A 24,305-nucleotide genomic window follows, 5' to 3' on the forward strand; every position below is an offset into this window, starting at 1 on the left:
AGTCGGCGAGGATCACGTCGGCCCCGCCTTCCTCCAGCGCGGTGACGAATTCCCGCCGGTTGGTGACCCGGCGCAGGCTGAACGCCAGGTCCGCCTTGGTCAGGTGCGCGGCCAGCAGTTCGGCGTCGATCTCGCTGTCCTCCAGAAGGAGGATGTGCAGCTCCCGCATCCGCCCCCGGACACCGGAATCAGGCATCGGCCAGGCTCCTCGGCGGCGGCTCGTTGAGGATCGCCCAGAACATGCCGAGATCCTGGATCGCCTCGAAGAAGGCGTTGAAGTCCACCGGCTTCACGACGAAGGCGTTCACGCCGAGCTCGTAGCTCTTCACGAGATCGCGTTCCTCCCGCGAGGAGGTCAGCATGACCACGGGGATCTGCCGACGCAGACTGTCGCCCTTGACCTTCTCCAGCACCTCCAGGCCGTCGACCTTGGGCAGCTTCAGGTCCAGCAGCACCACCGCCGGGTCTCCGGGCGTGCGATCGGCGTACTCGCCCTTGCAGTAGAGGAAGTCGAGGGCTTCGGCCCCGTCGCGGGCGACCACGATATCGTTGGCGAGCTGGCACTTGGCCAGCGCCGCGAGCGTCAGCTCGAGGTCCCGGGGATTGTCTTCCACCAGAAGAATTGGCCTCAGATCAGCCACGCGGGAAGTCTCCTAGTTGCGCGCTCTCGCGCTTGGGCAAGGTGAAGGTGAAGGTCGCGCCTCCGTCGACCACGCTGTTGGCGGTGATGGTCCCGCCATGCCGGTCGACGATCCGCTTGCAGAGCGCCAGGCCGATGCCTGTGCCCTCGAAGTCTTCGCTGCGATGCAGCCGCTGGAAGACGCCGAACAGCTTGTGCGCATAGGCCATGTCGAAGCCCACGCCATTGTCGCGGACCGTGTAGGCGACGGCGCGGCCAAGGTCCTCGCCGGAGATCGAAATCTCGGTCCGCTCGCGCGCGGCGGAATACTTGATGGCGTTCTGGATCAGGTTCTGCAGGATCTGGCGGACCATCGCACCGTCGCCCCAGGCCCTGGGCAGGTCGCCCACCTGCCAGTCGATCTGGCGGCCGTCGAGTTCGTGCTCAGCGACCGGCGAACCTCGGCCACCAGCTTGACCATGTCGATGCGGTCCTTCGCCAGACTGGCCCGGCCGAGCTGCGAGAAGTTCAGGAGGTCGTCCACCAGCCGGCCCGCCGAGAGGGCGGCGTCCTGGATGCTCTGCAGGTAGTGGGCGGACTTGGGATCCAGGTCGCGCTGGCGGTCGGACAGCAGCTCGGCATAGCCGACGATGTGCCGGAACGGGGCCCGCAGGTCGTGGGAGATCGAGTACGAGAAGCTTTCCAGCTCCTTGTTGATGGCCTCGAGCCGGGTCGTCAGCTCCGCCCGCTCCTCGGCGCGCCGCAGGACGAAACTCTGGATGGCGCTCCGGAAGCCGGTCGCCGTGTCGATCTCGGCCGCCGTCCACGGCATGCTGCGCAGGCGCACCTGCTCACGCCACATCTCGAAGGACTTGCGGGGGTTGAGCCGGTCGACGCCGGGGGTCATCGGCTTCTTGGGGTCGCCGGCCCACTCGATGGTGCGGATCGCCTCGGGACGGAACCACATGATGTAGTCGGCGTGGATCTGCGAGATCGGCACGGCCAGGAGACCGCTGGCCAGCGCCGCATAGCTCTCCGCGGCAGGCAGGACCTCGGCGATGGAATCCAGGACGACCAGTTCCTCGCCGCGCGCGCCCAGCATATCGGCGAGGGTGCGGATCTCGTCCACCGACGGCGTCGAGCCGGCCGCCTTCACCCGCCCCTCGCGGACCACCGCCGCGCCGCGCGCATTGGTCAGGCCAAGCCACAGGGGCGCGTTGTCGATCAGGCCGATCTCGAAGTTCTGGGCGAGCGCAAGTTGCGCCAGGAGCTCGGTCTCCACCTGCTTGAGCTGCAGACGCTGGCCGTTGCGCTCCGCCTGCTCGCGCGCCTCGATCTGCAGGGACAGCACCTGGCCCAGGATATCGCAGGCCGTGCGGACCTGGGCGTTGACCTGCCGGGGCTCGCGGTTGTGGGCCGAGATCAGGCCCCACAGGCGCCCCTCGACGATCACCGAGACCGACATCGACGCCCAGGTGCCCATATTGCGCATGTATTCGAGATGCACCGGCGAGACGCTGCGCAGCGCCGCATGGCTGAGGTCCAGCGGGCCGCCGTCCACCGGACTGGCGGCCGGCGTGATCGGCGAGGCCGCGTAGTCCGCATTGGGGATCAGGCGGACGCGGTTCTGGACATAGAGCGCCCGGGCCTGGGCCGGGATGTCCGAGGCCGGGAACCGCTGGTTCAGGTACGACGGCAGGACCCCGTCGCCGTCCTCGGCAAGCACCGTGCCGACCCCCTCCTCGTCGAATGCGTAGAGCATCACCCGGTTGAACCCGGTGAGCGCCCGCACCTCATGGACGGCGGCGTCGGCGATGGCCTTCACGTCGGCGGCCTGGCCGATAGCATCGAGGAACTGCCGCAGGCGCGGATAGAGGCCCTCGAGGGTCTCGGCCTCGGAGGCCGGCGGGGCCTCGAACTCGACGATCAGGCCCTGCGGCGTCGCGTGGGCGAACACCTGCAGCGTCCGCCCGGCGATCTCGACGGTGCGCAACAGGGCCGGATCGACAGCGGCCAGCCAGCGGCGCAGCTCAGCGGCCAGCGCCTTGCCGCCCGCCACGGCGTCCAGCGCCTGGTCCTGGCCGAGGTCGAGGCCGGTGAACTCGGCGAGGTTCGCGCTGCCCTGCAGCCGGGTCAGGCGCTCGGGGTCCAGGACGAGGAGCGCGCCGTGCGGCTGAATCCCGCCGGGAATCCGGATCGGCTCGGCGGCGCAGGCGTCCAGGTCGAGATCGCGCGGCGGTTGCTGGGACGTCAGGGTGTCGCTCATCGGGCGGCCCAACTCTCAAGTAGGGCAAAGGTTCGCCTGGCGCCCTCGACCGTCTCGTCCCAGTCGACCTCCTGGTCGCCCAGCCAGGTGCGGAATCCCCGCCACATCTCCCCGGTCCGCCGCCCGTGGGGATTGAAGTAGGTGAGCCCGCCCCTCGGCAGCCAGCCGCTGTCCGCCAGTTCGCGGGCGATCACCTGTCCGCCCAGGGTCGAACCCTCCAGGACATAGATAGACCCCAGTGTGCGGGCGGCGCCGTCCACCAGAGCGTCGGCCTCGAGGCAATGGGGCAGCATCCGCATCTCGGCGGTCGTACGGCCGAGCGCCGCCAGGTCCCGCCGCAGGTGCGGCAGGCGGGCGCGCGAGGCATGGAAGGCGGCATAGGTCGATCGCGTGCGGATGGCCCCCTCCCATACCGCATGGAACCCATGGAACCGTTCCAGCACCTCCAGGAAGCCTTGTCTGTCGGCCGGCCGACGGAGCAGGTCGAGTGAGGTCTCGAGAGAGTGGTGGGCGCCCGAGGTCTCGGCGCGCAGGTGCGTCGCAAGGTCCGGCAAAGAAGTACGGAAATCCAAGGAACGGTACATCGCGGGCGGAACACTCTTTCTGCTCAGCCCCTCCCGAGCCCGGGACGAAACATCAAACGCCGGACAAGGGCAAGCGCCTGCGCCGGCGTTTCGCACGCCGGGACAGCCCCGTGGCTGCACAACACGCAGATTTCGAAAGGGTTCAAGCTCCGCCGCAATTCCTCGTTATTTCAGGACTTAGGGCTCGCCGTACGCCTCGGCGGCGATGGTCAGCGTCCCGCCGGCCGGGTCCGCCTTGAACACCAGCCCGCCGCGGGCGGCCCCAAGGCCCGGGACGTAGTCGAGCGTTACGCTGTGGGTTTCGGCCGCCGCGCCGCTCCGGAGGGTGGCGGACACCACCACGTCGGCGGCGGTGGCGGCGCTGAGATTGCGGACCTGGAACTCGACCACGTGGCCGGAGCCCAGCGCATGGACCTCGCGCACCTCGGCCCGCAGGTCCGGCGGACCGCCGCCGCCGCCGAGCCCCTCCCAGGCCGAGTAGCCGACCACGCCGAGGGTCAGGATGAGGCCGAGGGCGGCGGCGCACCACTCGACGATCGGGGTGCGCTCGCGAAGCGAAGGCCTCGCCGCCTTGCCGGCGCGTTTGCGGGGTGGGGCCATGGCTACACCAGGAGCCGGGCCGCCGCCGCGCCCAGGGCGGCGGGAAAGCCCAGGACGACGACCGCGCGCACCGTCTCCGCAGCGCCGGCGTGATCCAGGCGACCGAAGGTCCAGAGGATATAGAGACTGACCAGCAGGGCGATGCCGTAGCCGGCGAGCGTGAAGTCGATGAAGGCGCGCAGGTGCGTCTCATGCTCGGCCTGGCCCGCGAAACCCACCGTGTAGACCAGCGCATGCAGGAGCAGCAGGGAGGCCGCCGCCGCGGCGATCGCATGCCAGGCGCTCATCTTGTAGCCGATCAGGATCATCTCCTCGGTCGGCGCGACGTTGAAGGCCAGGAACAGCGCCCCGGCCGCCATCAGGAACAGCTGGCCGACATAGCCCGCGCGCTCCTCCCGGGGGTTCTCGCCGCCCTCCCCGCCGCCCTGGAGCTGCTTGTCGGCGACGATCGCCCCGATGCTCGCGGGCGCCGCCTGGATCGCGACCATCCCCACGACCTCGCGCAGGGCCATGTCCGGCGTGAGCAGGCCGAACAGCGCCAGCATGGCCGCGGAGATCACATAGCCGACGGCGAGCGCGGCGAAGGCGTCGAGCAGGTCGTCCACGCGCCCGGCGCTCTCCCGGAAGCCCGCGAAGCTCGCCAGGCCCCAGACCGTCGCCGCCGTGACCAGCACGAAGAGTCCGAGCCGGAGGCGGTCCACGTAGAATCCCAGCTCCCACATCTCCATGGTCATGATCAGCGGAAACGAGAAGATGATCGCGCCGGCGCACGCGCGCGCCAGGCCCCGGCCGTAGTGCTCCTCGGTTGCGACGCGCGCCATCATCCGGCTCAACGCACAGCAGCCAAGCTCGGCGCCATCGGCCGGGACGGCTCGGCAATTCCGCTGGACGGCTCTGCAGATTTCCTGGGGCGTCCTCGGCTTGCCGCCTCCGGGTCGCTTCTCTAAGTGAGGCGCAGGGCCCGACCCGCACGCCGCCCGGCGCGCGGAGGAATTCTGATTGCAGTAAGGTCCCGAAACCGCATGGACGCCCGCGTCGCGCCCGACCTCCAGACCCGCGAAGGCCGTTTGACCTCGTCAACGCTCACCCACCTGCAGCGCCTGGAAGCCGAGAGCATCCACATCATGCGCGAGGTCGTCGCCGAGGCCGAGCGCCCGGTGATGCTCTATTCCATCGGCAAGGACAGCGCCGTGATGCTGCACCTTGCGGCCAAGGCCTTCTATCCGTCCCGGCCGCCCTTCCCGCTCCTGCACGTCGACACGACGTGGAAGTTCAAGGCGATGTACGAGATGCGCGAGCGGATGGCGCGCGAGCTCGGCTTCGAACTGCTGGTGCACAAGAACCCCGAGGCCGAGGCGCGCGGCATCAACCCCTTCGACCACGGTCCGCTGCACACCGACATGTGGAAGACCGAGGGGCTGAAGCAGGCGCTCGACAAGTACGGCTTCGATGCGGCCTTCGGCGGCGCGCGGCGCGACGAGGAGAAGTCTCGCGCCAAGGAGCGGATCTTCTCGTTCCGCTCGGCCCAGCACCGCTGGGACCCCAAGAACCAGCGCCCCGAGCTCTGGCGGCTCTACAACACGCGGAAGAACCCGGGCGAGAGCATCCGGGTGTTCCCGATCTCCAACTGGACCGAGCTGGACATCTGGCAATACATCCACCTGGAGAAGATCCCGATCGTCCCCCTCTACTACTCGGCCGAACGGCCGGTGGTGGAGCGTGACGGCACGCTGATCATGGTCGATGACGACCGCTTCCGCCTGCTCCCCGGCGAGACCCCGCAGATGCGCTCGGTGCGGTTCCGCACGCTCGGCTGCTATCCGCTGACGGGGGGCGGTCGAGAGCACGGCGGCGACCCTGCCCGAAATCATCCAGGAGATGCTGCTCACCACCACATCGGAGCGCCAGGGCCGGGTCATCGACCACGACCAGGCCGCCTCGATGGAGAAGAAGAAGCAGGAGGGCTATTTCTGATGGCCCATCAATCCAGCCTCATCGCCGAGGACATCGAGGCCTATCTCGAGTCCCACGAGAAGAAGTCGCTGCTGAGGTTCCTCACCTGCGGCTCGGTGGACGACGGCAAGTCGACCCTGATCGGACGGCTGCTCTACGACAGCAAGATGATCTTCGAGGACCAGCTCGCGGCTCTCGAGCGGGATTCCAAGAAGGTCGGCACCCAGGGCGGCGACATCGACTTCGCCCTCCTCGTCGACGGCCTCGCCGCCGAGCGGGAACAAGGCATCACCATCGACGTGGCCTACCGCTTCTTCTCGACCGACAAGCGGAAATTCATCGTCGCCGACACGCCCGGCCACGAGCAGTACACCCGCAACATGGTGACGGGCGCGTCCACGGCGGACGCAGCCATCATCCTCATCGACGCGCGCAAGGGCGTGCTGACCCAGACCCGGCGGCACAGCTACCTCGTCAGCCTGCTCGGCATCCGCCACGTGGTCCTGGCGATCAACAAGATGGACCTGGTGGACTGGTCGCAGGCTGTCTTCGACCAGATCCTCGCCGACTACCGCGCCTTCGCCGCCCAGATCGGCATCGAGCACTTCACGGCCATCCCGATGTCGGCGCTCAAGGGCGACAACATCACCGAACCCTCTCCCCAGGCGCCCTGGTACGCCGGCCCGCCGCTGATGCGGTGGCTGGAGGAGGCGCCGATCGAGGACGACCTGCGGGAGAAGCCCTTCCGCATGCCGGTCCAGTGGGTCAACCGGCCGAACCTCGACTTCCGCGGGTTCTCGGGCCTGATCGCGTCCGGCGTGGTGAAGCCGGGCGACCGGGTGAAGGCCCTGCCCTCCGGCCGCGAGAGCACCGTCGACCGCATCGTCACCTTCCGCGGCGACCTGCCCGAAGCGGTCGCCGGCCAGTCGGTGACCATCACCTTGAAGGACGAGATCGACGTGTCCCGCGGCGACGTGCTGGCTGCGGCGGGCCAGCCGGCGGAAGTCGCCGACCAGTTCGAGAGCACGATCGTTTGGTTCGACGACGAGCCGATGCTGCCGGGCCGGCCCTACCTCCTGAAGCTCGGGACCCGTACGGTCGCCGCCCAGGTCACCGAGCCCAAGTACAAGGTCAATGTGAACACCCTGGAGCACTTGGCGGCGACCCGCCTGGAGCTGAACGAGATCGGCGTCTGCAACCTGGCGCTCGACGCGCCCATCGCCTTCGACGCCTATGCCGAGAACAAGGACCTCGGCGGCTTCATCCTCATCGACCGGATCTCCAACCGGACGGTGGGCGCGGGCATGCTGCACTTCGCGCTCCGCCGCAGCCAGAACATCCACTGGCAGGCGCTGGACGTGAGCAAGGCGGCCCGCTCGGCGGCGAAGGGCCAGAAGGCCCGCGTCGTCTGGCTCACCGGCCTTTCGGGGGCCGGCAAGTCGACCATCGCCAACCTGCTCGAGAAGCGGCTCCACGCCGAGGGGCGGCACACCTACCTCCTGGACGGCGACAACGTCCGCCACGGCCTCAACAAGGACCTGGGCTTCACCGAGGAAGACCGGGTCGAGAACATCCGCCGGGTGGCCGAGGTCGCCAAGCTGATGGTCGACGCCGGCCTGATCGTGCTGGTCTCCTTCATCTCGCCGTTCCGGGCCGAGCGCCGGATGGCCCGCGAGCTGATGGGCGAGCGGGAGTTCGTGGAGGTGTTCGTCGACACGCCGCTGGCGGAAGCCGAGCGGCGCGACGTGAAGGGCCTCTACGCGAAGGCCCGCGCCGGCCAGTTGAAGAACTTCACCGGCATCGACAGCCCCTACGAACCGCCGGAGCACGCCGAGATCGTCATCGACACGACGAAGCTCGCCCCGGAACAGGCCGCGGAGCAGATCTTCGCCTGGCTGGAAGGCGCCTTCGACCCGGGAATCTGACGAGATCCGGAGCTGCCAACGAAGAAGGCCCGGCGATCGCTCGCCGGGCCTTTTTCCGTATCCGGTGACCGCCCTTCCGCCTCGCGGGCGGAAGGGCGCGTCCAGGTCCTTAGAACGTCTTGCGGACGTTCACGTACCAGTAGCGGCTGTACGGCTGGTACAGCGCGGCCAGGTAGCCATCGGTCGCCAGCGGCGGCTTCTCGTCGGTAATGTTCCGGACGCCGATGCGCAGGCGGGTGTCGCTCGCCCAGCCGTCCTGGAACTCGTACTGGCCGTAGAGATTGCCGGTGAGCTGGCTGTCCACCACCCACGGGTCGCCGGCGCTGTCACGGATGCCCGTGTCCTCCACGTCGTCGACGTACTGGGTGAAGGCGCCCACGGTGAACTGGTCGTAGCGCCAGGTCAGCGACGCGCTCCACTTCCACTCCGGACGGCCGTTCTGACGGATCAGGTCGCCGCCGCCGGTGATGGTCGTGCCGGCGTTGATCGTGCCCGCGTCGCGCGCCGCCATGAGGGCGGCGATGTCCGGAGACGGCGAGCGGTAGAACTTGATCAGATGGGCGGCGTTGAAGTTGGCGTCGAACGAACCGAAGCGGTCCGTGTCGAGCCGCCAGATCACGCCGATGTCCAGGCCCTCGGCCTCCTGCGGCAGGAGGTTCTGGTACTGGTCGTTCACGTAGAGGACCGAGCCCACCGGCGCGAGGCCGGTGTTGTTGAAGAGCGCGATGTCGTCGGCGGTGGAGCCGCCGCGCGGATCACGTTCGGGTTGGACCGGCCCTGGACGCGCTCCAGGTAGTCGAGGATCAAGGCGTTGCCCTCGCCGAACAGGCCGACGATGCCCTCCTGCTTCACGTTCCAGTAGTCGAGCGTGAAGGTGAAGCGGCCCATTTCCGGCGGCACGAAGTGCGGCTCGAAGACCGCGCCGACGCCCCAGGTTTCGCTCTCCTCCGGCTTCAGGTCCGGGTTGCCGGCCCGACGCGCGGTGGTGGACTGCGAACGGGCGCAGTTGGAGAAGCTGGCGATCCGGCCGGCGCGCAGGTCGGCCTCGCACTTCACCCAGTCGGTGCGGGTGTTGGAGCGGGTGACGAGCGTGGCGTTGATCTGCTCGAGGTTCGGGGCCTTGAAGCCCTGGGCCCACGAGCCGCGGATCCGCAGGCCATCGAAGATGTCCCAGGCGCCGGCGACCTTCGGCTTGGCCACATCGCCCACGTCCGAGAAGTCCTCGTAGCGGCCCGCGAGCTGGAACTCGAGGTTGTGCACCAACGGGATGTTCATCTCGGGCGAGACGACCGGGATCGCGAACTCGAGATAGGCCGAGGCCACCTTGCGCTTGCCCTTGGTGTCGGGGGGACGGCGACGAGCCGACCAGGTCGTTGCCGTAGACGATGCCGGTCACCGCGTCGGTGAAGGTCACCGTGCCGTCGAGGCGCGGGTCGCGGTCGTCCTGCTGGGTCTCACGGCGCCATTCGACACCGGCCGCGAAGCCGAGATCGCCGCCCGGCAGGGCGAACAGGTCGGCCTTGGAGACCTTGAAGTCGACGAGCGACAGCGAGCTGGTCGCCAGGCGACGCGTGCGGATCGAGATCGCGTCGATGGCCGCCTGCGACGAGGGCGTGCCGTCGCCGATGCTCGGATTGCCCGGGGTGCCGCCGTTGAACGGGTTGTAGGCGTCAGGCGTCGACAGCGCGAGCTGCTGCTGGAGCAGGGTCGCGCTGATGCCGTCCGACACGTCGTCCGACTTGGCGTGGGAATAGAGGAGCCCGCCTTCCCAGTTGAAGCCGAACTTCTCGCCGCGCAGGCCGCCCAGGAAACGGGTCTGGGTGAGGTCGACATCCACCTCGTTCGGGCCGACATCGGCGAAGGTGTAGCCCCGCAGCACCACGGCCACGCCGGCCGGGCCGACGCTGAGGCCCGGCAGGCGGTTCGGGTTGGCCTGGCCGTTGGCGAAGGTCGTCGGGCCGAACGGGTTCCAGTAGTTGGACGCCGGAATGGCCATCGGCAGCGACGACAGCGTCGCCGTCGGGCTCTGCACGCTGTGGGTCGAGGCGGCGTAGTAGCCGACTTCACCGAACGCCTGGATCTCCTCGGTCAGCTCCCAGTTGCCGCTCAGGAACAGGTTGAGGCGCTCGGTCTCCGGCATCACCGAGGTGTTGAAGCTGGCCGCGTCGTAGCGCAGGTCGCGGTCCTCGCCGGCGGTGGCCGGAGCGGCGTCGTCGATGCAGTACGAGCCCAGCGTCACCCGGCAACCCGCGAAGGTCGTCGGCTGGGTGTGGAAGGCGCCGGCGGTGGAGGTGATCAGGTTGCCGTTCTGGCGCACGGCCACGTTGCCGAGGGTCTGCAGCGAGGCCCACGGCATGGTGGTGGTCCGGCCGTCGAGGCTGGCGGCGCCTGCGAAGCGGGTGCCGGCGAACAGGGGACGCTTGTCCGAGGACGAGGTGTAGTCCTGGTCCCAGGCGCGCAGCGCGCTCTTCTCGGCGTAGTTGACGAACAGGGTCAGGTTGCCCCGGTCCCAGTTCTTGCCGGCGATGACGTTGAAATCGGTCTCGGTCAGGTTCGTGCCTTCGGCCGCGCCGTACTGGGCCTCGACCTGCAGGCCTTCGAAGTTGTCCATCAGGACGGTGTTGACCACGCCGGCGACCGCGTCCGAGCCGTAGAGGGCGGCGGCGCCGTCGCGCAGGACTTCCAGGCGCTTCAGGCCCGACACCGGGATGGCGTTGGTGTTGTAGGTCAGCACAGGGACGAGGTTCTCGTCCGCACGGCTGGTCGGGTGGGCGACCACGCGGCGGCCGTTCAGCAGCACGAGGGTGTTGCCGACGCCGAGGTTGCGCAGGTTCACCGAGCCCACGTCGCCGCGCGCCGAGTTCGACGAGTTGGGCAGGTAGGCCGAGTTGAAGCTCACGTCACCCATCTGCGGGATCGAGCGGAACAGGTCGTCGCCGGACGTCGCCGCCACGGCGTCGATGTCGTCGGCGCCCACCACGGTCACCGGCAGGGCCGCGGTGACCTTGGACCCCTCGATCTGCGAGCCGACGACCACGATCTCCTCGACCGCCGTCTCTTCGGAGGCCTGGGCCAGCGCCTGGCCGGCGAAGGCCAGGCCGGCGAGAACCGATGTGCCCATCATCAGGGCGCGCAAAGACAGTCTTGAACTCACTTGGGATTACCCCCTCTTGAACTTGGCCGGCGGAGGTCTTCGCTCCTTGTCCGACCGATTGAGCCGCCGCCCCCGCGGGCAGCCGCTGTCCGGAAACGTCGCGTGCGCGATCAGTAGAACCGCACGTTGTCGACCTCGAGCCACAGCTTCTGGCCGCCGGCCCGCGAGCCGCCGACCTCGACCTCGACAAGGTCGCCGCCGGTCCACGGCGCGCTCGACGCACTGCGGCCTGGCGCCCGCTTCAGCGCGCTGAACGGCACCTCGACCGTCGACCAGTCCTTCGACGCCTTCACCTCGGCCATCCAGCGGCCCGAGAGGGTGTTGACCATCACCTCATAGGTCCCGCCGTCGCCGCGGACGTCGAGTTTCACGCCCTGAAAGGCCCGGGCGTCCACCGGCTGCACCGAGCCCCGGGTCAGCGGCAGGATCACCGCCGCCTGCGGGTCTTGTTTCACCGCCATGCGGGCGGCGATGCTCAGCGCCTTGCCGCCGCCGGTGCGGTCGATCACCTGGCTCACCTGCACGGTCCGGTCATGGCCGCCGTCCATGCCGTCGGTGCGCACGGTGTCGAGCTGGGTGCGGCCGTCGTCGCGCTCGAAGTCGTCGATCAGCGGCTTGACGGTCACTGCCGGCATGGCCCGCTCGCTGTTCGCCCTGGGCGGCTTCGCGCCCGGGCCGAAGACCTCACGGCCGTCAACGAAGACCCGGTTGGTCTTGCGGACGTCGGAGATCGCCTTCCAGGGCTGGCCGTCGACCAGCACCAGGTCGGCGCGCTTGCCCTTCTCGATCGTGCCGCGGTCGCCCAGCATGTCGAGGACGGCGGCGCTGTTCGCGGTGGCGGCCATCAGGGCCTCCTTCGGCGTCAGGCCGGCCTGCACCAGCAGCTCCATCTCGCGCAGCGTCGACACGCCGTGCGGCGTGCCGGGCATGCCGGCGTCCGTGCCCAGCGCCACGCGCACGCCGGCGTCGTGCAGCGCCTTCACGTTGTGGAGTGCGAAGCCGAACTTGCGGACCGACTGCTTGAAGCGCGCGTCCTCGGGGTTCTCCGGCGGCTTCGCGCCGGGCTTCACCGGTTCATAGACCGCCAGGGTCGGCGCATAGCTCGTGCCGCCCGCCTTGATCGCCGCGATGGCCTCAGGGTCGATCGGCCGGTCCTGCAGGCTGTGGGCGATGAAGTCGACCTTGGCGCGGCCGGCGACGGCCCCGCGGTCGACGGTCACGGAGTGCGTGCCCACCTTCCAGCCGTTCTTGTGCGCCTCGTCGACCAGGGCCGAGAGCGTGCCCTGGTCCATGCTGGTGTTGTCCGGCGCCGTGCCGTACCGCCAGCCGTCGGCGAACGCCTTGATGACGTCGGGCTTGTAGGGGGACCAGCTCGCGGATCGCCTGGCGGGCGGCCTCAGGCGTGTTGACCCACTTGGTGGTGTTCACGTCGGCCCAGTCGGCGCCGTGGCCGCCCGGCGTCGAGGTCCGGGCGGTGAAGTTCACGTGGGGCGAATAGAGCGTCGACAGCCACTGGCGGCGGGGCGCCCAGCTTTCCGGGGGACTGGTGGAAATCGTTCACGGTCGTCACGCCGGCGGCGATGTAGGCGTTCGCGATCTCCGGGGTGATGTTCGGCTGGCCGTTCGGCGTCCAGTGGGTGTGCAGGTCGAAGAAGCCCGGCAGCAGGGCCTTGCCCTTGGCGTCGATGACGGTGGCGCCGCGCGGCGCGCGGACCTTCGGCCCCACCTCGGCGATGCGGCCGTCCCGGATGACGACGTTGGCGACGAACGGTTCCGCGCCGGTCGCCGGGAACACCGTGGCCCCCATAATCGCGGTCACCCCCGCCGACGGTCCCTGGGCCTCGGCCGCAGAGCCCACCAGGATCGCCGCCGCCAACGCGCCCGCGACCTTCAGCGCCCGTTCGTTACGCATACTCTTGAGACCCCCACGCATCCGCGGGGGTGTCTTCAGGCACGTCGAACGCCGCGGCAACCCCGTGAGGCAAAATCATGCCCGAAAACGGTCGCCATGTTGTCGCGGAGACGCAATCCGCTCCCAAATCCGGCGCGGCCGGGAGAGTGCGGTTACGCGGATCCGCATCCTCGGCGCGCCGCCTTGCGAATTGCATGCTAGGGTGGCGGCAGGCCCCCACAGGAGTACACTGATGATCCGCCCCCTCCCGCTGGCCCTCGCTCTCGCCCTGGGCGCCGCCCCGGCGGCCCTCGCCCACCACGGCTGGAGCTCCTACGACGCCGACAAGACGATCAAGGTGACCGCACCGGTCTCCGACCTCGCCTGGGGCAATCCGCACGCCACCGCCAAGGTCGCCTACCAGGGCAAGACCTGGGAGGTCATCCTGGCCCCGCTCGCCCGCATGGAGGCCCGCGGCCTGACCCGCGAGATGCTCGCCGCCGGTAAGCCGGTCACCCTGGAGGGCTATCCGCGCAGCGACGGCACGGCCGAGATGCGGCTGGAGCGTGTCACCGTCGACGGCAAGGTCGTCGAGCTGCGCTGACGCCCGCGGCCGGGCCCGCCCCACGCGCGACGGCCTGTCGCTCGATCGTCACTCCGGCTATGTGCTGGGGAGGCCGCCCGTCTGGGGTCCAGCGGTAGGAGTATCGTGCGTGTCCATGCCTTGGGATGAAGAAGCGCGGCTGAAGGCGCTGGATCGCTATGGCATCCTCGATACGGCGCCGGAGCGCGCGTTCGACGATATCGCTCAACTGGCCTCGATCCTCTGCGGGACGCCGATCGCGGTCGTGAACCTGATCGCCCGCGACCGCCAGTGGTTCAAGTCCGAGGTGGGCCTGGGCGTCCGGAGCACACCGCTCGCCACCTCCTTCTGCGCGCAGGCCCTGCTGCAATCGGGCCTGGTCGTCGTGAAGGACGCGACCAAGGACGACCGGTTCTCATGCAACCCTCTGGTCACCGGCGAGCCGTACCTGCGATTCTACGCCGGCGCCGTGCTCACCACGCCGGAGAAGCTGCCCATCGGCACGGTCTGCGTCCTCGACCATCAGCCTCGGCCCGGCGGCCTCACCTCTGACCAGCGGACGGGCCTCGTCGCCCTCGGCAATCTGGTGATGACCCACCTGGAACTGCGGCGCGCGTTGCAGGCGCGCGAGCCGCGTCACTGAGGTTGGGCCGCTACCGCCGGCCGGTGTCCAGGAAGTCGAGGCCCTCGAACTTCTCGGGCGCCGCCACCTCGACCACCGGCTCGTCGCGGTCGTCGAACTCGAGGCGCAGCGCCCGGGTCATCACCGCGTGCATGTCATAGAGGCAGGTGATGTAGGTCAGCTCCATGATCTCCTCGTCCGAGAGGAAGGTCCGGAGCTTGTCGAACACCGCCTCCGGCGTCCGTCCCGACTGCAGGCTCAGGCAGTCCGCATAGGCCAACACCGCCCGCTCCTTCTCGTCGAACAGGTCTGACACCGGCCAGTGCGGCACGGCGGCGATCTTGGCCTCGTCCACCTTCAGGCCGCGCAGGCTCTTGCAGTGCTGCGAGAAGACGAACTGGCTGCCCTTGTTGAAGCCGGCGCGGGTCTGGGCGAGCTCGCGCAGCACCGGGTCAAGCTTGCGTTCCGGCGCGCGATAGAGCGCGAAGCCCTTGTTGGCGTGGTCGAGGATGTCCGGGACCAGGGCGAAGACCGTCCACCAGTCGCCTCGGGTGCCGGTGGCGGTGCCGGGTTCGGCCACAGGGTCGCGGTCGCCGAACAGGCGGTCGTAGGTCTTGGTGACGATCTCGGAGGTCGCGTCCTTGCGGGCGACCTGGCGCAGGCGGGGCATGGGTTTCAGAACTCCAGAACGATCTTGCCGAAGTGCTCGCCCGCCTGCATGGCGCGGAAGGCGGCCTGGACCTCGGTGAAAGGGAAGACCTTGTCGACGACGGGCCGGATGCGGTGCAGCTCGATCGCCCGGCACATGGCCTCGAACATGTCACGGGAGCCGACGAAGACCCCCTGCAGCTTGGCCGCATTGCCGATCAGGCCCGCGGGATTGAAGCCCGCCCCCATGCCGGCGACCACGCCGATGATCGAGATGTGCCCGGCGATGCGGACGGCCTTCATGCTCTGGTCGATGGTGCCGCCACCACCGACCTCCATGATGAAATCGGCCCCGCGCCCGCCGGTCGCCTCGCGCACCGGCTTCGACCAGTCGGGCGTATCCTTGTAGTTCACCAGGTGGTCGGCCCCGAGGCCCCTCGCCCGCTCCAGCTTGTCGTCGGAGGACGAGGTGATCAGCGTCCGGTAGCCGGCGGCGTGGGCGAATTGCAGGCCGAAGATCGAGACCCCGCCGGTGCCCTGCAGCACCACGGTGTCGCCGGGCTGGAGGTTGGCGTCCTCGAAGAGCGCCCGCCAGGCGGTCAGGCCGGCGCACGGCAGGGTGGCGACCTCCTGGTCGGTGAGGAACTCCGGGACCTTCGAAAGCCCCTGCTCGCTGAAGGTCGCCAGCTCGCGTCCGGCGCCCGGGATCGGATAGCCGAGCGCCGTCAGCGCCTTCTCCAGCGTCGGCGGCCCGGAGATCCAGCCCTGGAAGAACATGGTGGCGACCCGGTCGCCGGCCTTGAAGCGGGTGACGCCCGGGCCCACGGCTTCGACGACGCCGCAGCCGTCGGAGAAGGGCGTGATGGTCGTCGTCGGCGCCGGCCCGCGGCCGTACATGCCCTGGACCATCAGCAGGTCGCGGTAGTTCAGCGAGACCGCCCGCATCCTCACCAGCACCTCGCCCGGACCGGGCGTCGGGTCCGGGACCTCGACCACCTCGACCTTGTCGATGCCGTAGGGCTCGGCGACTTGGATCGCGCGCATGCCGGGGTGCTCCTCCGCTTCGTGGCCGCGGATTAGGCGCGCGGCGCCTCCTGGCCGCAAGATTCACCCAACGTCAGGCGCACCCTGCGTCAGGCGCGGGCGGTGGGCAGCACCGGCGTCTCGCCCCACTGGCTCCGGTCGTGGCCGTAGACCATCACGGTTCCGGGCTCGCGCAGCGCCAGCAGCCGGTCGAGCGAGGCGTTCATGGCGTCGTGGTCCGAGTAGTCGGGGAAGGCGCGCGTCTCCACCACCTCGCAGCTGTAGCAGGCGTCGCCCACCAGGATGTGGTCGCCCTGCTCGCTCCGGACCCGCAACGACTGGTGGCCCGGGGTGTGGCCGTGGCTCGGGACGCAGACCGCGGAGCCGTCGCCGAACAGGTCGTGCTCACCGTCCACCAGCACCACCGGGTGGCCGAGGTCGAAGTACCGCTTGCGAAGGCCGTACCTAGCCGAGAGCTCCGGCTCGAACCCGGCCTCCCATTCGCGGCGCTGCACGACGAGCGTGGCGTTCGGCAGTTCGCGCAGGCCGCCGGCGTGGTCGAAGTGGAGGTGCGAGAGGACGACGTGGCGCACCCGGGCCGGATCGATGTCCAGGGCCTCGAGCCGCGCGGTCACCGTCTCCTCCGGCGCCAGGCTGACATCCATCCCCTGGCCCTGCAGCGCCGCGAGATAGCTGTCATTACGGTCGAGCATGGCGGCCGGGACGCCGGCGTCGAACAGGGCCACGCCGTCCGCGTGCTCCAACACATAGAACGGGATCGGCACGCTGACGCGGTCTTCGGCCAGGCCCATGCCCGCGCCGGAGCTGTGGAACTGGCCGCAGAGGCAGCCGGAGAGCTTCATCGCCATGGCCAAGCCTAGGCCCGCGGGTCAGGCCGGGTCCAGCCTGCGCATGCCGAACAGGCGGAGCGCGCCCAGCGTGCCCGCCAGCGCCATGGCCGCCATCAGCAGGTAGCCCTGCGCGCCGTAGCCGTCGAACAGCCAGCCCGACGCCATGGTCGCCAGGCCCGCCAGGATGCCCGACGACAGCGCCGAGTTGATCGCCTGGCCGGCCGAGGCGTTGCGCGGGGTCGACAGGCTCTCGGCGAGCTGGATCGAGGCCAGGAAGGTCGCCGCATAGCTGAGCGCGTGCAGGGCCTGCAGAGGGAAGATCAGCCAGAGGGGCGGCGAGAAGGCGAGGATCGTCCAGCGCACCACGGCCGCCGCCCCGCCGATCGCCAGCAGCCGCCGCGGTCCCGCGCGCCGGCGCAGCGGCTCCATGAACCAGAGGAAGCCGATCTCCACGGCGACGCCGACAGCCCACAGCACCCCGGTCATGCTCTCCGGGATGCCCTGCTGGCGCCAGGTGAGGGCCGAGAACGAATAGTAGAAGGCGTGCGCCGACTGGATGAGGCCGGCCGAGATCACCGCGGTCATGAAGACGGGGTCCCGCAGCAGGCCGTTCAGGCCCGCCATCCGCTCGGCGAAGCTGGGCGTCGGCCCGCCCTCGTGGACCTCGTCGGGAGGCAGGAGGAGCCGGGCGCAGAGGCTGGCCAGCGCTGCCGCCGCCACCATCCAGACCAGGACGAGCTCCGGCGATCCGCGCGCCACCATCCAGCCCACCACGATGTTGGCGACGATGAAGGCCGCCGATCCGATCCCCCTCGGCCAGCCGTAGTTGAAGCCGTCCCGGGCCGCCCGCTTCAGGACGATCACATCCGTCAGGGGCGACAGCGTCGAGAACATCGAGGAGGCCGCGAACCACACCACCGCCCACCAGGCGAAGCCGAACGGCAGGGCCATCAGCGCGAAGAGGCCGGTGATCACGGCGGCCATGATGATCAGCGCCGTGCGGCGGAGCCGGAAGCTGTCGGCCCAGATCGCCAGCAGGGGCGCGCTGACCGCCCGCGCCAGCATCGGCAGGGAGAGGATCAGCCCGATCTGCGCGCCCGAAAGGCCCCGGTGCTCGAACCAGACCGGGAGATAGGGCGAGCTCGCGCCGGTGCCGATGAAGATGGCGCCGTAGTAGAGCCCCATGCGGACGGCGGGGGACATGGGGGGTCTTCTATCCGGAGTCGGTCGATCTGGGGTGACAGTCCGGCCGTCCAGCGTAATGTCTTACCAACGATAAGGGAGGCGGGTGATGGCAGGCGCCAACAGCCGGGACCGGGAACTGCGCGAACGCGCGGCGGCGGTGATCCCGGGCGGGATGTACGGGCACCAGTCGGTGGCCCTGCTGCCGGACGACTGCCCGCAGTTCTTCGAGCGGGGCGAAGGGGCCCACATCTGGGACGCCGATGGCCGCCGCTACCTCGACTTCATGTGCGCCTACGGCCCGAACCTGTTCGGCTACGCCCAGCCGGAGATCGACGCGGCCTATGTCCGGCAGCTCGGCTTGGGCGACACCCTGACCGGTCCCACCGCCCTGATGGTCGAGCTGGCCGAGGCGCTGACCGGCATGGTCAGCCATGCCGACTGGGCGATGTTCTGCAAGAACGGCACGGACGCCACGTCCATGGCGCTGGTGGTGAGCCGCGCGCACACGAAGCGGAAGACGGTCGTCCGCGCCAAGGGCGCCTATCACGGCGCGGCTGCCTGGTGCACGCCCCGGCCCGCGGGCGTGATCGACAGCGACCGGGCCCACCAGCTCTTCTACGACTACAACGACATCGCCAGCCTCGAGGCCGCGGTCGCCCAGGCCGGCGACGACCTCGCCTGCATCTTCGCCGCGCCCTTCAAGCACGACGCCTTCATCGATCAGGCCGAGCCGGACCCGGCCTATGCCCGCCGCGCCCGCGAGCTCTGCGACGCTGCCGGGGCGCTGCTGGTGGTCGACGAGGTCCGCGCCGGCTTCCGGCTCTCCCGCGACTGTTCCTGGAGCCGCATCGGTGTCCAACCGGACCTCTCCACCTGGGGCAAGTGCGTCGCCAACGGCCACGCGATCTCCGCCCTGCTGGGCTCGGACAAGGCGCGGGCGGCGGCCGCCTCGATCTACGTCACCGGCTCCTTCTGGTACGCGGCCGCGCCGATGGCGGCGGGGCTGGAGACGCTGCGCCTCATCCGCGAGACGGATTACCTGGAGCGCATCACCGCGCTCGGCGACCGCCTGCGGGCGGGCCTCGCCGAACGGGCGTCGGCCGCCGGCTTCGGCTTCCGCCAGACGGGCCCCTCCACCCTGCCCCTCTTCCTGTTCGACGACGACCCGGACCTCAGGAAGGGCTTCTGCTTCGCCTCCGAGATGCTGGCCCGCGGCGTCTATGTGCACCCCTGGCACAACATGTTCCTGTGCGCGGCCATGACCGAGGCCGACATCGATCAGGCGCTCGACGCCGCCGAGGGCGCGTTCGCCGCGCTCAAGCGCCAGGTCCGCGAGCTGGCGCCCGTGGAAAAGCTCGCCTTCCTCTCCGCCGGAGCCCGCTGATGCCGAAGATGACCACCTTCTCCGAATACGACGGCCTGGGCCTGGCCGAGCTGGTCGCCAAACGGGCGGTGACCCCCGGCGAGCTGGTGGAGGCGGCCATCGACCGGATCGAGGACCACAATCCGGTCCTGAACGCCGTGGTCTACAAGGCTTATGACGAGGCCAGGCGCGTGGCGACGGAGCCCCTGCCCGACGGGCCGTTCAAGGGCGTGCCGTTCCTGATCAAGGACCTCGGCGCCCAGGTGAAGGGATGGCCGCGGACCTCGGCCAGCTACTTCGCCCAGGTGGCCGCCGACGCCGACGACAGCGAGCTTGTCCGGCGCTACCGGGCGGCGGGCGTGATCCTGCTGGGCAAGACCAACACGCCGGAGTTCGGCATCCCCGGCGTGACCAACTCCGAGCGGCTGGGCTCCTGCCGCAACCCCTGGAACCCCGACCATATCGCCGGCGGTTCGTCGGGCGGCGCGGCCTCGGCGGTGGCGGCGGGCCTCGTGCCGCTGGCCCACGCCAGCGACGGCCTGGGTTCGATCCGCATCCCGGCGGCCAACTGCGGCCTCGTCGGCATGAAGATCACCCGCGACCGCACCCCGATCTGCGAGGTCTCGGACGGGGCGCTCGGCTTCTCGGTGCACCACGTCGTCAGCCGCACGGTGCGCGACAGCGCCGCCATGCTGGACGCCACCGGCTACGCCCAGGCCGACGATCCGTTTCAGGCGCCGGCCAAGGACGGCCCCTACCTCGACGAGGTCTCCAAGAGCCCGGGCAAGCTGCGGATCGCCTGGTCGGCGGAGACGCCCAGCGGCCGGCCGATCCCCGGACGAGATGCTCGGCGCGCTCCACCGCACCGTGGAGCTGCTGAAGGGCCTGGGCCACGAGGTCTTCGAGCGCGGGCTCGGGATCGACTACCGGACGCTCTACCGCGCCCAGGGGCTGGCCAGCGCGTCCAACTTCGCCGCCAACATCCAGCGCTGGGTGGAGCAGCTCGGACGCGAGCCGGCGGAGGGCGAGCTCGGCCCCCTCGCCCGCCGGGCCTATGCGGCCGGCCAGCGGCTGACCGGCCAACAGGCGTTCTGGGGCTTCCAGCAGCTCCGCCTGATGAACCGCCAGATCCTGGCCGCCTTCGACGACATCGACGTCTACCTCAGTCCGGTGATGGCGACGCCGGCGCCGCGCGCCGACTGGCTCGACCCGCTGATGGACGACCTCAAGGAGTTCGACCGGCGGCAGGCGGCGACCTACCCCTATACCCCGCCCTTCAACTTCACCGGCCAGCCCTCGCTCTCCCTGCCGCTCTGGGAGTCGGAGGGCGGCCTGCCGATCGGGATGATGTTCACCGGCCGCTTCGCCGACGAGGCGACGCTCTACCGCCTGGCCGGGCAACTGGAGAAGGAATGCCCCTGGAAGGATCGCCGTCCGCAGGTCTGGGGTTGAGATGAAGGGCTATCTCGTCACGGCCGCCCTGTTCGGCCTGGCGTGCGTCGGCTTCGGGGCTTTCGGGGCGCACGGGATCCCCGACCCCAAGGCCCAGGAGTGGCTGCGCACCGGCGCGCTCTATGGCTTCGTCCATGTGCTCGCGGTGTTCGCCGCGGTGCAGTTCAGCGCCCGGATCGCCCCGCCACTGTTCCTGGCCGGGGTGGTGCTGTTCTCAGGCTCTCTGTTCGCCATGGCGCTCGGCGCGCCGCGCGTGCTGGGGGCGGTGACGCCGATGGGCGGCCTCGCCTTCATGGGCGGCTGGGCGATGCTGGCCTGGGCCGCCTACCGGGCCTGAGGCTTCGGGAGCGCCAGCAGCCTCAGCGCCAGGGCCGAGCCGCAGAGCGTCGCGAACATGACGATCGCCATGGGTCGCGGCGTGCCGTCGTGGAAGGCGCCCGAAGCCGCCGGGCGATCGCCCCCACGCCGAACGAGGCGGTCCCGAGCAGGGCGGAGATCGAGCCCGCCCGCAGCGGGTCGATGTTCAGAGCGCCGGCCATGGTGTTGCCCTGCATGAAGCCGTAGGTCGCCAGCAAGCAGAAGAGCAGCGGGAGCACCGTCCAGCGCTCGCCGATCCCGCTCACCGCCGCCAGCAGCAGCAGGCCCGCGATCCCGACGGCGACCAGGCTGGCCCGGGCCAGCACCTCGTCCGGCGTGCGCCGCCGCAGCAGGATGCGGTTGACCTGGTTGGCCCCAATGATCCCCGCGGCGTTCAGGCCGAACAGCCAGCCGAACTGGGCGGCCGGCACCTCGTAGATCTCGATCAGCAGTTCGGGCGACGAGGAGATGTAGGTGAAGAGCGTCGCCCCGTTCAGCGCGCCGGCCAGGCCGTAGCCCACCAGCCGCGGCTGGCGCAGCAGGGCCAGGTAGGCCCGCAAGGGGTGTTCGGACAGCGCCTGGGCCTGGGTCGCCTCGGAGCGGGATTCCTTCAGGCGCAGGAAGGCGGCGACGCCGATCGCCGCGCCGAAGGCGGCCATGAACCCGAAGATGGTCCGCCAGCCGCCCACCGCCAGCAGCAGGCCGCCCAGCAGCGGGGCCAGGATCGGCGCCAGCCCCATGATCAGCATCATCAGGCTGAGCATCCGGGCGGTCTCGGTGTGCTCGAACCGGTCGCGGACCACCGCGCGGGAGACGACACCGCCGGCGCAGGCGCCCAGGGCCTGCAGGAAGCGCGCGCAGATCAGCTGCTCCGGCGACTGGGCGAGCGCGCAGCCGAGCGAGGCCACGGCATAGATCGCCGCGCCCAGCAGGATCGGCGGACGGCGGCCAAACCGATCCGACGCCGGACCGTAGAAGAACTGGCCGATGGCCATGCCGGCCAGAAAGGCCGCCACCGTCGCCTGGGTCTGGCTCGCCGAGGCCCGGAGGTCGTCGCCGATCGCCGGGAGGCTCGGCAGGTACATGTCGATGGAGAGTGGCCCCATCGCCGTCAGCAGCCCGAGCAGCACGACGAGGCCCCACGGCGTCGCGGCCCTCGGCGAAGGTTCGGGGATGGCTGACGTCACGAAAGCTTGCCTACAGTCACGGCTCGGCGCGGACCAGCGCGAATACGAGGGAACACGAACGATGTCCGCACTCAGATCCATGATGCCGCCGGTCCGGCGGGCGCAGGTGAACGGCGTCGAGATCGCCTACTACGAGGCGGGCCCGCGCGCGGGGATCCCGATCGTCCTGTGCCACGGCTTCCCGGAGCTGGCCTTCTCCTGGCGCCACCAGATCAAGGCGCTTGCCGACGCCGGCCGCTGGGTGATCGCGCCGGACCAGCGCGGCTACGGCCTCTCGTCCACTCCGGCCGGTGTCGAGAGCTATGGCATCGACCAGCTGACCGGCGACCTCGTGGGCCTGCTCGACCACCTGGACGTGGAGAAGGCGGTGTTCTGCGGCCACGACTGGGGCGGCATCGTCGTGTGGCAGATGCCCTTGCTCCACCCCGACCGCGTGGCCGGGGTGATCGGCCTGAACACGCCCTTCCTGCCGCGCGCGCCGGTCGATCCCATCGCCATCTTCCGCCACCGCTTCGGGCCGGACATGTACATCGTCTGGTTCCAGACTCCGGACGAACCGGGTCCGTGCTGGGCGCCGACGTCGAGAAGACCATGCGCTTCTTCATGCGCCGGCCCCGCGCCATGCAGGCGGCCGCCCAGCCGGCCGAGGGCGGCTCGACCTTCGCCTTCAAGGACCTGCTCCAGCAGTGGGACGGCGCCGACGACGGCGCCCAGCTCCTGACGCCGGAGGAGCTGGCGCCCTTCGTCGAAGCCTTCGAGCGCACGGGCTTCGGCGGGCCGGTGAACTGGTATCGCAACTTCACCGCCAACTGGCAGCGCGCCGAGGGCCTGCCACAGCGTGTGGACGGCTTCCCCTGCCTGATGATCACCGCCGAACTCGATGCCGTGCTGACGCCCGAGATGGCCGAGCCGATGAAGGCCCTCGTCGGCGACCTGGAGACGCACATGGTCGAGGGCTCCGGCCACTGGACGCAGCAGGAGAAGCCGGAAGAGGTGAACCGGCTGATCCTCGACTGGATGCGCCGCCGCTTCCCGAAGTAGAAGGAAGGCATGGAACGCAATACGCCCCTGCCCGCCGTCTCCGGATCTGCGCACCGGCGGGGGCTGTTCCCCGAAAGCGAGCCGTTCAACGCCGGGTGGCTCGCCACCGGCGGCCCGCACGAGATCTATTTCGAGGAATGCGGCGCCCCGGACGGCAAGCCCTGTGTCATCCTGCACGGCGGTCCGGGCGGGGCGATCAACCCGACCATGCGGCGGTTCTTCGATCCGGCGAAATGGCGGATGGCCCTCTTCGACCAGCGCGGCTGCGGCCGCTCGCGCCCGAACGCCAGCCTGGACGACAACACCACCTGGAGCCTGATCGAGGACATCGAGCGGCTGCGCGAGCACCTGGGCATCGACAAGTGGTGCGTGTTCGGCGGCTCCTGGGGCTCCACCCTGGCGCTGGCCTACGCGATCAAACATCCCGAGCGGGTCTCGGGCCTCGTGCTGAGGGGTGTCTTCCTGCTCACCGAGCGGGAGCTGAAGTGGTTCTACCAGGACGGCGCCGGCATGCTGTTCCCGGACGCCTGGGAAAGGTTCGTCCGCCCGATCCCGGAAGCCGAGCGCGGCGACATGATCGGCGCCTACCACAAGCGCCTGACCCATCCCGACCGGCGGGTGCAGGCTGAGGCCGCCGCCGCGTGGAGCCAGTGGGAGGGCGACACGATCTCGATCCGCGGCCCGGAGGCGCGGCCGTCGAAGTTCAACGAAATCGACTTCGCCATCGCGTTCGCGCGGATCGAGTGCCACTTCTTCGCCAACGGCGGCTTCTTCCCGAACGACGGCTGGATCCTCGAGAACGTGGCGAGGATCCGCGACATCCGAGGCTGGATCGTTCAGGGCCGCTTCGATGTGGTGACGCCCATGGAAGCGGCCTGGAAGCGAAGACCGCCTGGCCCGAGGCCCGCTTCGAGATCGTCTGGGACGCGGGCCATGCCTCGACGGAGCCGGGCATCGTCGACGCCCTGGTGCGGGCGACGGATCAGGCCTTCCGGGGCTGA

Annotated in this window: 22 protein-coding genes and 4 pseudogenes; 11 read left to right on the top strand and 15 right to left on the bottom strand. The window is 69.9% G+C overall.

What is annotated here, in order from left to right; genetic code table 11:
- Nucleotides 1-188 precede the first annotated feature (188 nt).
- The 6 genes from LRS04_RS24085 to LRS04_RS24110 form a co-directional block, all read right to left on the bottom strand.
- Nucleotides 189-641, bottom strand: coding sequence for a response regulator (locus tag LRS04_RS24085; RefSeq protein ID WP_257818595.1), 453 nt, complete (start codon nucleotides 639-641; stop codon nucleotides 189-191).
- A complete protein-coding gene (locus LRS04_RS24090; RefSeq protein WP_257818597.1) occupies nucleotides 634-993 on the bottom strand; it encodes an ATP-binding protein in 360 nt (119 codons plus the stop codon). Before LRS04_RS24090 ends, LRS04_RS24085 begins: the two co-directional genes overlap by 8 nt.
- Nucleotides 966-2,885 (bottom strand): GAF domain-containing protein, encoded by a 1,920-nt coding sequence (locus LRS04_RS24095; protein WP_257818598.1) that lies wholly within the window; start codon nucleotides 2,883-2,885, stop codon nucleotides 966-968. The genes LRS04_RS24090 and LRS04_RS24095 overlap by 28 nt, the downstream gene beginning before the upstream one ends.
- Complete coding sequence (locus LRS04_RS24100; RefSeq protein ID WP_257818599.1) at nucleotides 2,882-3,439, bottom strand: biliverdin-producing heme oxygenase; 558 nt, start codon at nucleotides 3,437-3,439, stop codon at nucleotides 2,882-2,884. Before LRS04_RS24100 ends, LRS04_RS24095 begins: the two co-directional genes overlap by 4 nt.
- A gap of 207 nt (nucleotides 3,440-3,646) precedes the next feature.
- A complete protein-coding gene (locus LRS04_RS24105) occupies nucleotides 3,647-4,069 on the bottom strand; it encodes a hypothetical protein (protein ID WP_257818600.1) in 423 nt (140 codons plus the stop codon).
- A 2-nt stretch (nucleotides 4,070-4,071) separates the two neighbouring features.
- On the bottom strand, nucleotides 4,072-4,890 hold the full coding sequence (locus LRS04_RS24110; protein WP_257818601.1) for a TIGR02587 family membrane protein: 819 nt from the start codon (nucleotides 4,888-4,890) through the stop codon (nucleotides 4,072-4,074).
- Between the two features lie 201 nt (nucleotides 4,891-5,091).
- Between LRS04_RS24110 and cysD the strand changes: the two are divergent.
- Nucleotides 5,092-6,043, top strand: a pseudogene (gene cysD / locus LRS04_RS24115) (sulfate adenylyltransferase subunit CysD).
- Nucleotides 6,043-7,947 carry a sulfate adenylyltransferase subunit CysN gene (cysN, locus tag LRS04_RS24120; RefSeq protein WP_257818602.1) on the top strand — a complete coding sequence of 635 codons (1,905 nt, stop codon included), beginning with the start codon at nucleotides 6,043-6,045 and terminating at the stop codon, nucleotides 7,945-7,947. The pseudogene cysD and the gene cysN overlap by 1 nt, the downstream one beginning before the upstream one ends.
- Before the next feature lie 672 nt (nucleotides 7,948-8,619).
- Here the strand turns inward: cysN and LRS04_RS24125 are convergent.
- The 4 genes and pseudogenes from LRS04_RS24125 to LRS04_RS24140 form a co-directional block, all read right to left on the bottom strand.
- Nucleotides 8,620-9,270: a TonB-dependent receptor domain-containing protein gene (locus LRS04_RS24125; protein WP_257819243.1), complete on the bottom strand. Its 651-nt coding sequence runs from the start codon at nucleotides 9,268-9,270 to the stop codon at nucleotides 8,620-8,622.
- A 1,315-nt stretch (nucleotides 9,271-10,585) separates the two neighbouring features.
- A pseudogene (locus tag LRS04_RS24130) lies at nucleotides 10,586-11,071 on the bottom strand (TonB-dependent receptor plug domain-containing protein); the annotation flags it as partial.
- A gap of 140 nt (nucleotides 11,072-11,211) precedes the next feature.
- Entirely contained in the window at nucleotides 11,212-12,393 is a 1,182-nt protein-coding gene (locus LRS04_RS24135) for a CIA30 family protein (RefSeq protein ID WP_257818603.1), read from the bottom strand.
- 104 nt (nucleotides 12,394-12,497) lie between these two features.
- Nucleotides 12,498-13,013: a hypothetical protein gene (locus tag LRS04_RS24140; protein WP_257818605.1), complete on the bottom strand. Its 516-nt coding sequence runs from the start codon at nucleotides 13,011-13,013 to the stop codon at nucleotides 12,498-12,500.
- Nucleotides 13,014-13,245: 232 nt separating this feature from the next.
- On the opposite strand from LRS04_RS24140, the gene LRS04_RS24145 reads away from it, so the two are divergent.
- Together LRS04_RS24145 and LRS04_RS24150 are read left to right on the top strand one after the other, a co-directional pair.
- Entirely contained in the window at nucleotides 13,246-13,596 is a 351-nt protein-coding gene (locus LRS04_RS24145) for a DUF6152 family protein (RefSeq protein ID WP_257818606.1), read from the top strand.
- A gap of 115 nt (nucleotides 13,597-13,711) precedes the next feature.
- A complete protein-coding gene (locus LRS04_RS24150; protein WP_374577317.1) occupies nucleotides 13,712-14,218 on the top strand; it encodes a GAF domain-containing protein in 507 nt (168 codons plus the stop codon).
- Between the two features lie 10 nt (nucleotides 14,219-14,228).
- Here the strand turns inward: LRS04_RS24150 and LRS04_RS24155 are convergent, their stop codons facing one another.
- The 4 genes from LRS04_RS24155 to LRS04_RS24170 all read right to left on the bottom strand — a co-directional run bounded on the left by LRS04_RS24155 (nucleotide 14,229) and on the right by LRS04_RS24170 (nucleotide 17,922).
- Nucleotides 14,229-14,867 (bottom strand): carboxymuconolactone decarboxylase family protein, encoded by a 639-nt coding sequence (locus tag LRS04_RS24155; RefSeq protein ID WP_257818608.1) that lies wholly within the window; start codon nucleotides 14,865-14,867, stop codon nucleotides 14,229-14,231.
- Nucleotides 14,868-14,872: 5 nt separating this feature from the next.
- Complete coding sequence (locus LRS04_RS24160) at nucleotides 14,873-15,889, bottom strand: NAD(P)-dependent alcohol dehydrogenase (RefSeq protein ID WP_257818609.1); 1,017 nt, start codon at nucleotides 15,887-15,889, stop codon at nucleotides 14,873-14,875.
- Between the two features lie 89 nt (nucleotides 15,890-15,978).
- Complete coding sequence (locus LRS04_RS24165) at nucleotides 15,979-16,737, bottom strand: N-acyl homoserine lactonase family protein (protein ID WP_257818610.1); 759 nt, start codon at nucleotides 16,735-16,737, stop codon at nucleotides 15,979-15,981.
- Nucleotides 16,738-16,758: 21 nt separating this feature from the next.
- Nucleotides 16,759-17,922 carry an MFS transporter gene (locus LRS04_RS24170; RefSeq protein WP_257818611.1) on the bottom strand — a complete coding sequence of 388 codons (1,164 nt, stop codon included), beginning with the start codon at nucleotides 17,920-17,922 and terminating at the stop codon, nucleotides 16,759-16,761.
- A gap of 88 nt (nucleotides 17,923-18,010) precedes the next feature.
- Between LRS04_RS24170 and LRS04_RS24175 the strand changes: the two genes are divergently transcribed.
- The 4 genes and pseudogenes from LRS04_RS24175 (at nucleotide 18,011) to LRS04_RS24190 (ending at nucleotide 21,056) form a co-directional block, all read left to right on the top strand.
- Nucleotides 18,011-19,288: an aminotransferase class III-fold pyridoxal phosphate-dependent enzyme gene (locus tag LRS04_RS24175; protein ID WP_257818612.1), complete on the top strand. Its 1,278-nt coding sequence runs from the start codon at nucleotides 18,011-18,013 to the stop codon at nucleotides 19,286-19,288.
- An 8-nt stretch (nucleotides 19,289-19,296) separates the two neighbouring features.
- Nucleotides 19,297-20,025 (top strand): annotated as a pseudogene (locus LRS04_RS28530) (amidase); the annotation flags it as partial.
- 85 nt (nucleotides 20,026-20,110) lie between these two features.
- Nucleotides 20,111-20,719, top strand: a complete 609-nt coding sequence (locus LRS04_RS24185) for an amidase family protein (RefSeq protein WP_257818614.1) — start codon at nucleotides 20,111-20,113, stop codon at nucleotides 20,717-20,719.
- Nucleotide 20,720: 1 nt separating this feature from the next.
- Nucleotides 20,721-21,056 (top strand): DUF423 domain-containing protein, encoded by a 336-nt coding sequence (locus LRS04_RS24190; protein ID WP_257818615.1) that lies wholly within the window; start codon nucleotides 20,721-20,723, stop codon nucleotides 21,054-21,056.
- Nucleotides 21,057-21,078: 22 nt separating this feature from the next.
- Here LRS04_RS24190 and LRS04_RS24195 read toward each other — a convergent pair whose 3' ends face one another.
- On the bottom strand, nucleotides 21,079-22,263 hold the full coding sequence (locus LRS04_RS24195) for a multidrug effflux MFS transporter (protein ID WP_308238222.1): 1,185 nt from the start codon (nucleotides 22,261-22,263) through the stop codon (nucleotides 21,079-21,081).
- A 61-nt stretch (nucleotides 22,264-22,324) separates the two neighbouring features.
- On the opposite strand from LRS04_RS24195, the gene LRS04_RS24200 reads away from it, so the two are divergent.
- From LRS04_RS24200 to pip, 3 genes and pseudogenes are all read left to right on the top strand, one after another.
- The gene (locus LRS04_RS24200) at nucleotides 22,325-22,984 is read left to right on the top strand and encodes an alpha/beta hydrolase (RefSeq protein WP_308238223.1); all 660 of its coding nucleotides are present in this window, start codon (nucleotides 22,325-22,327) and stop codon (nucleotides 22,982-22,984) included.
- Complete coding sequence (locus LRS04_RS27285; RefSeq protein WP_308238224.1) at nucleotides 22,885-23,304, top strand: alpha/beta hydrolase; 420 nt, start codon at nucleotides 22,885-22,887, stop codon at nucleotides 23,302-23,304. The genes LRS04_RS24200 and LRS04_RS27285 overlap by 100 nt, the downstream gene beginning before the upstream one ends.
- 9 nt (nucleotides 23,305-23,313) lie before the next feature.
- Nucleotides 23,314-24,305: pseudogene (gene pip, locus LRS04_RS24205) on the top strand (prolyl aminopeptidase).

Source organism: Phenylobacterium sp. J367 (genome assembly GCF_024699985.1).
Taxonomy (GTDB): Bacteria; Pseudomonadota; Alphaproteobacteria; order Caulobacterales; family Caulobacteraceae; genus Phenylobacterium.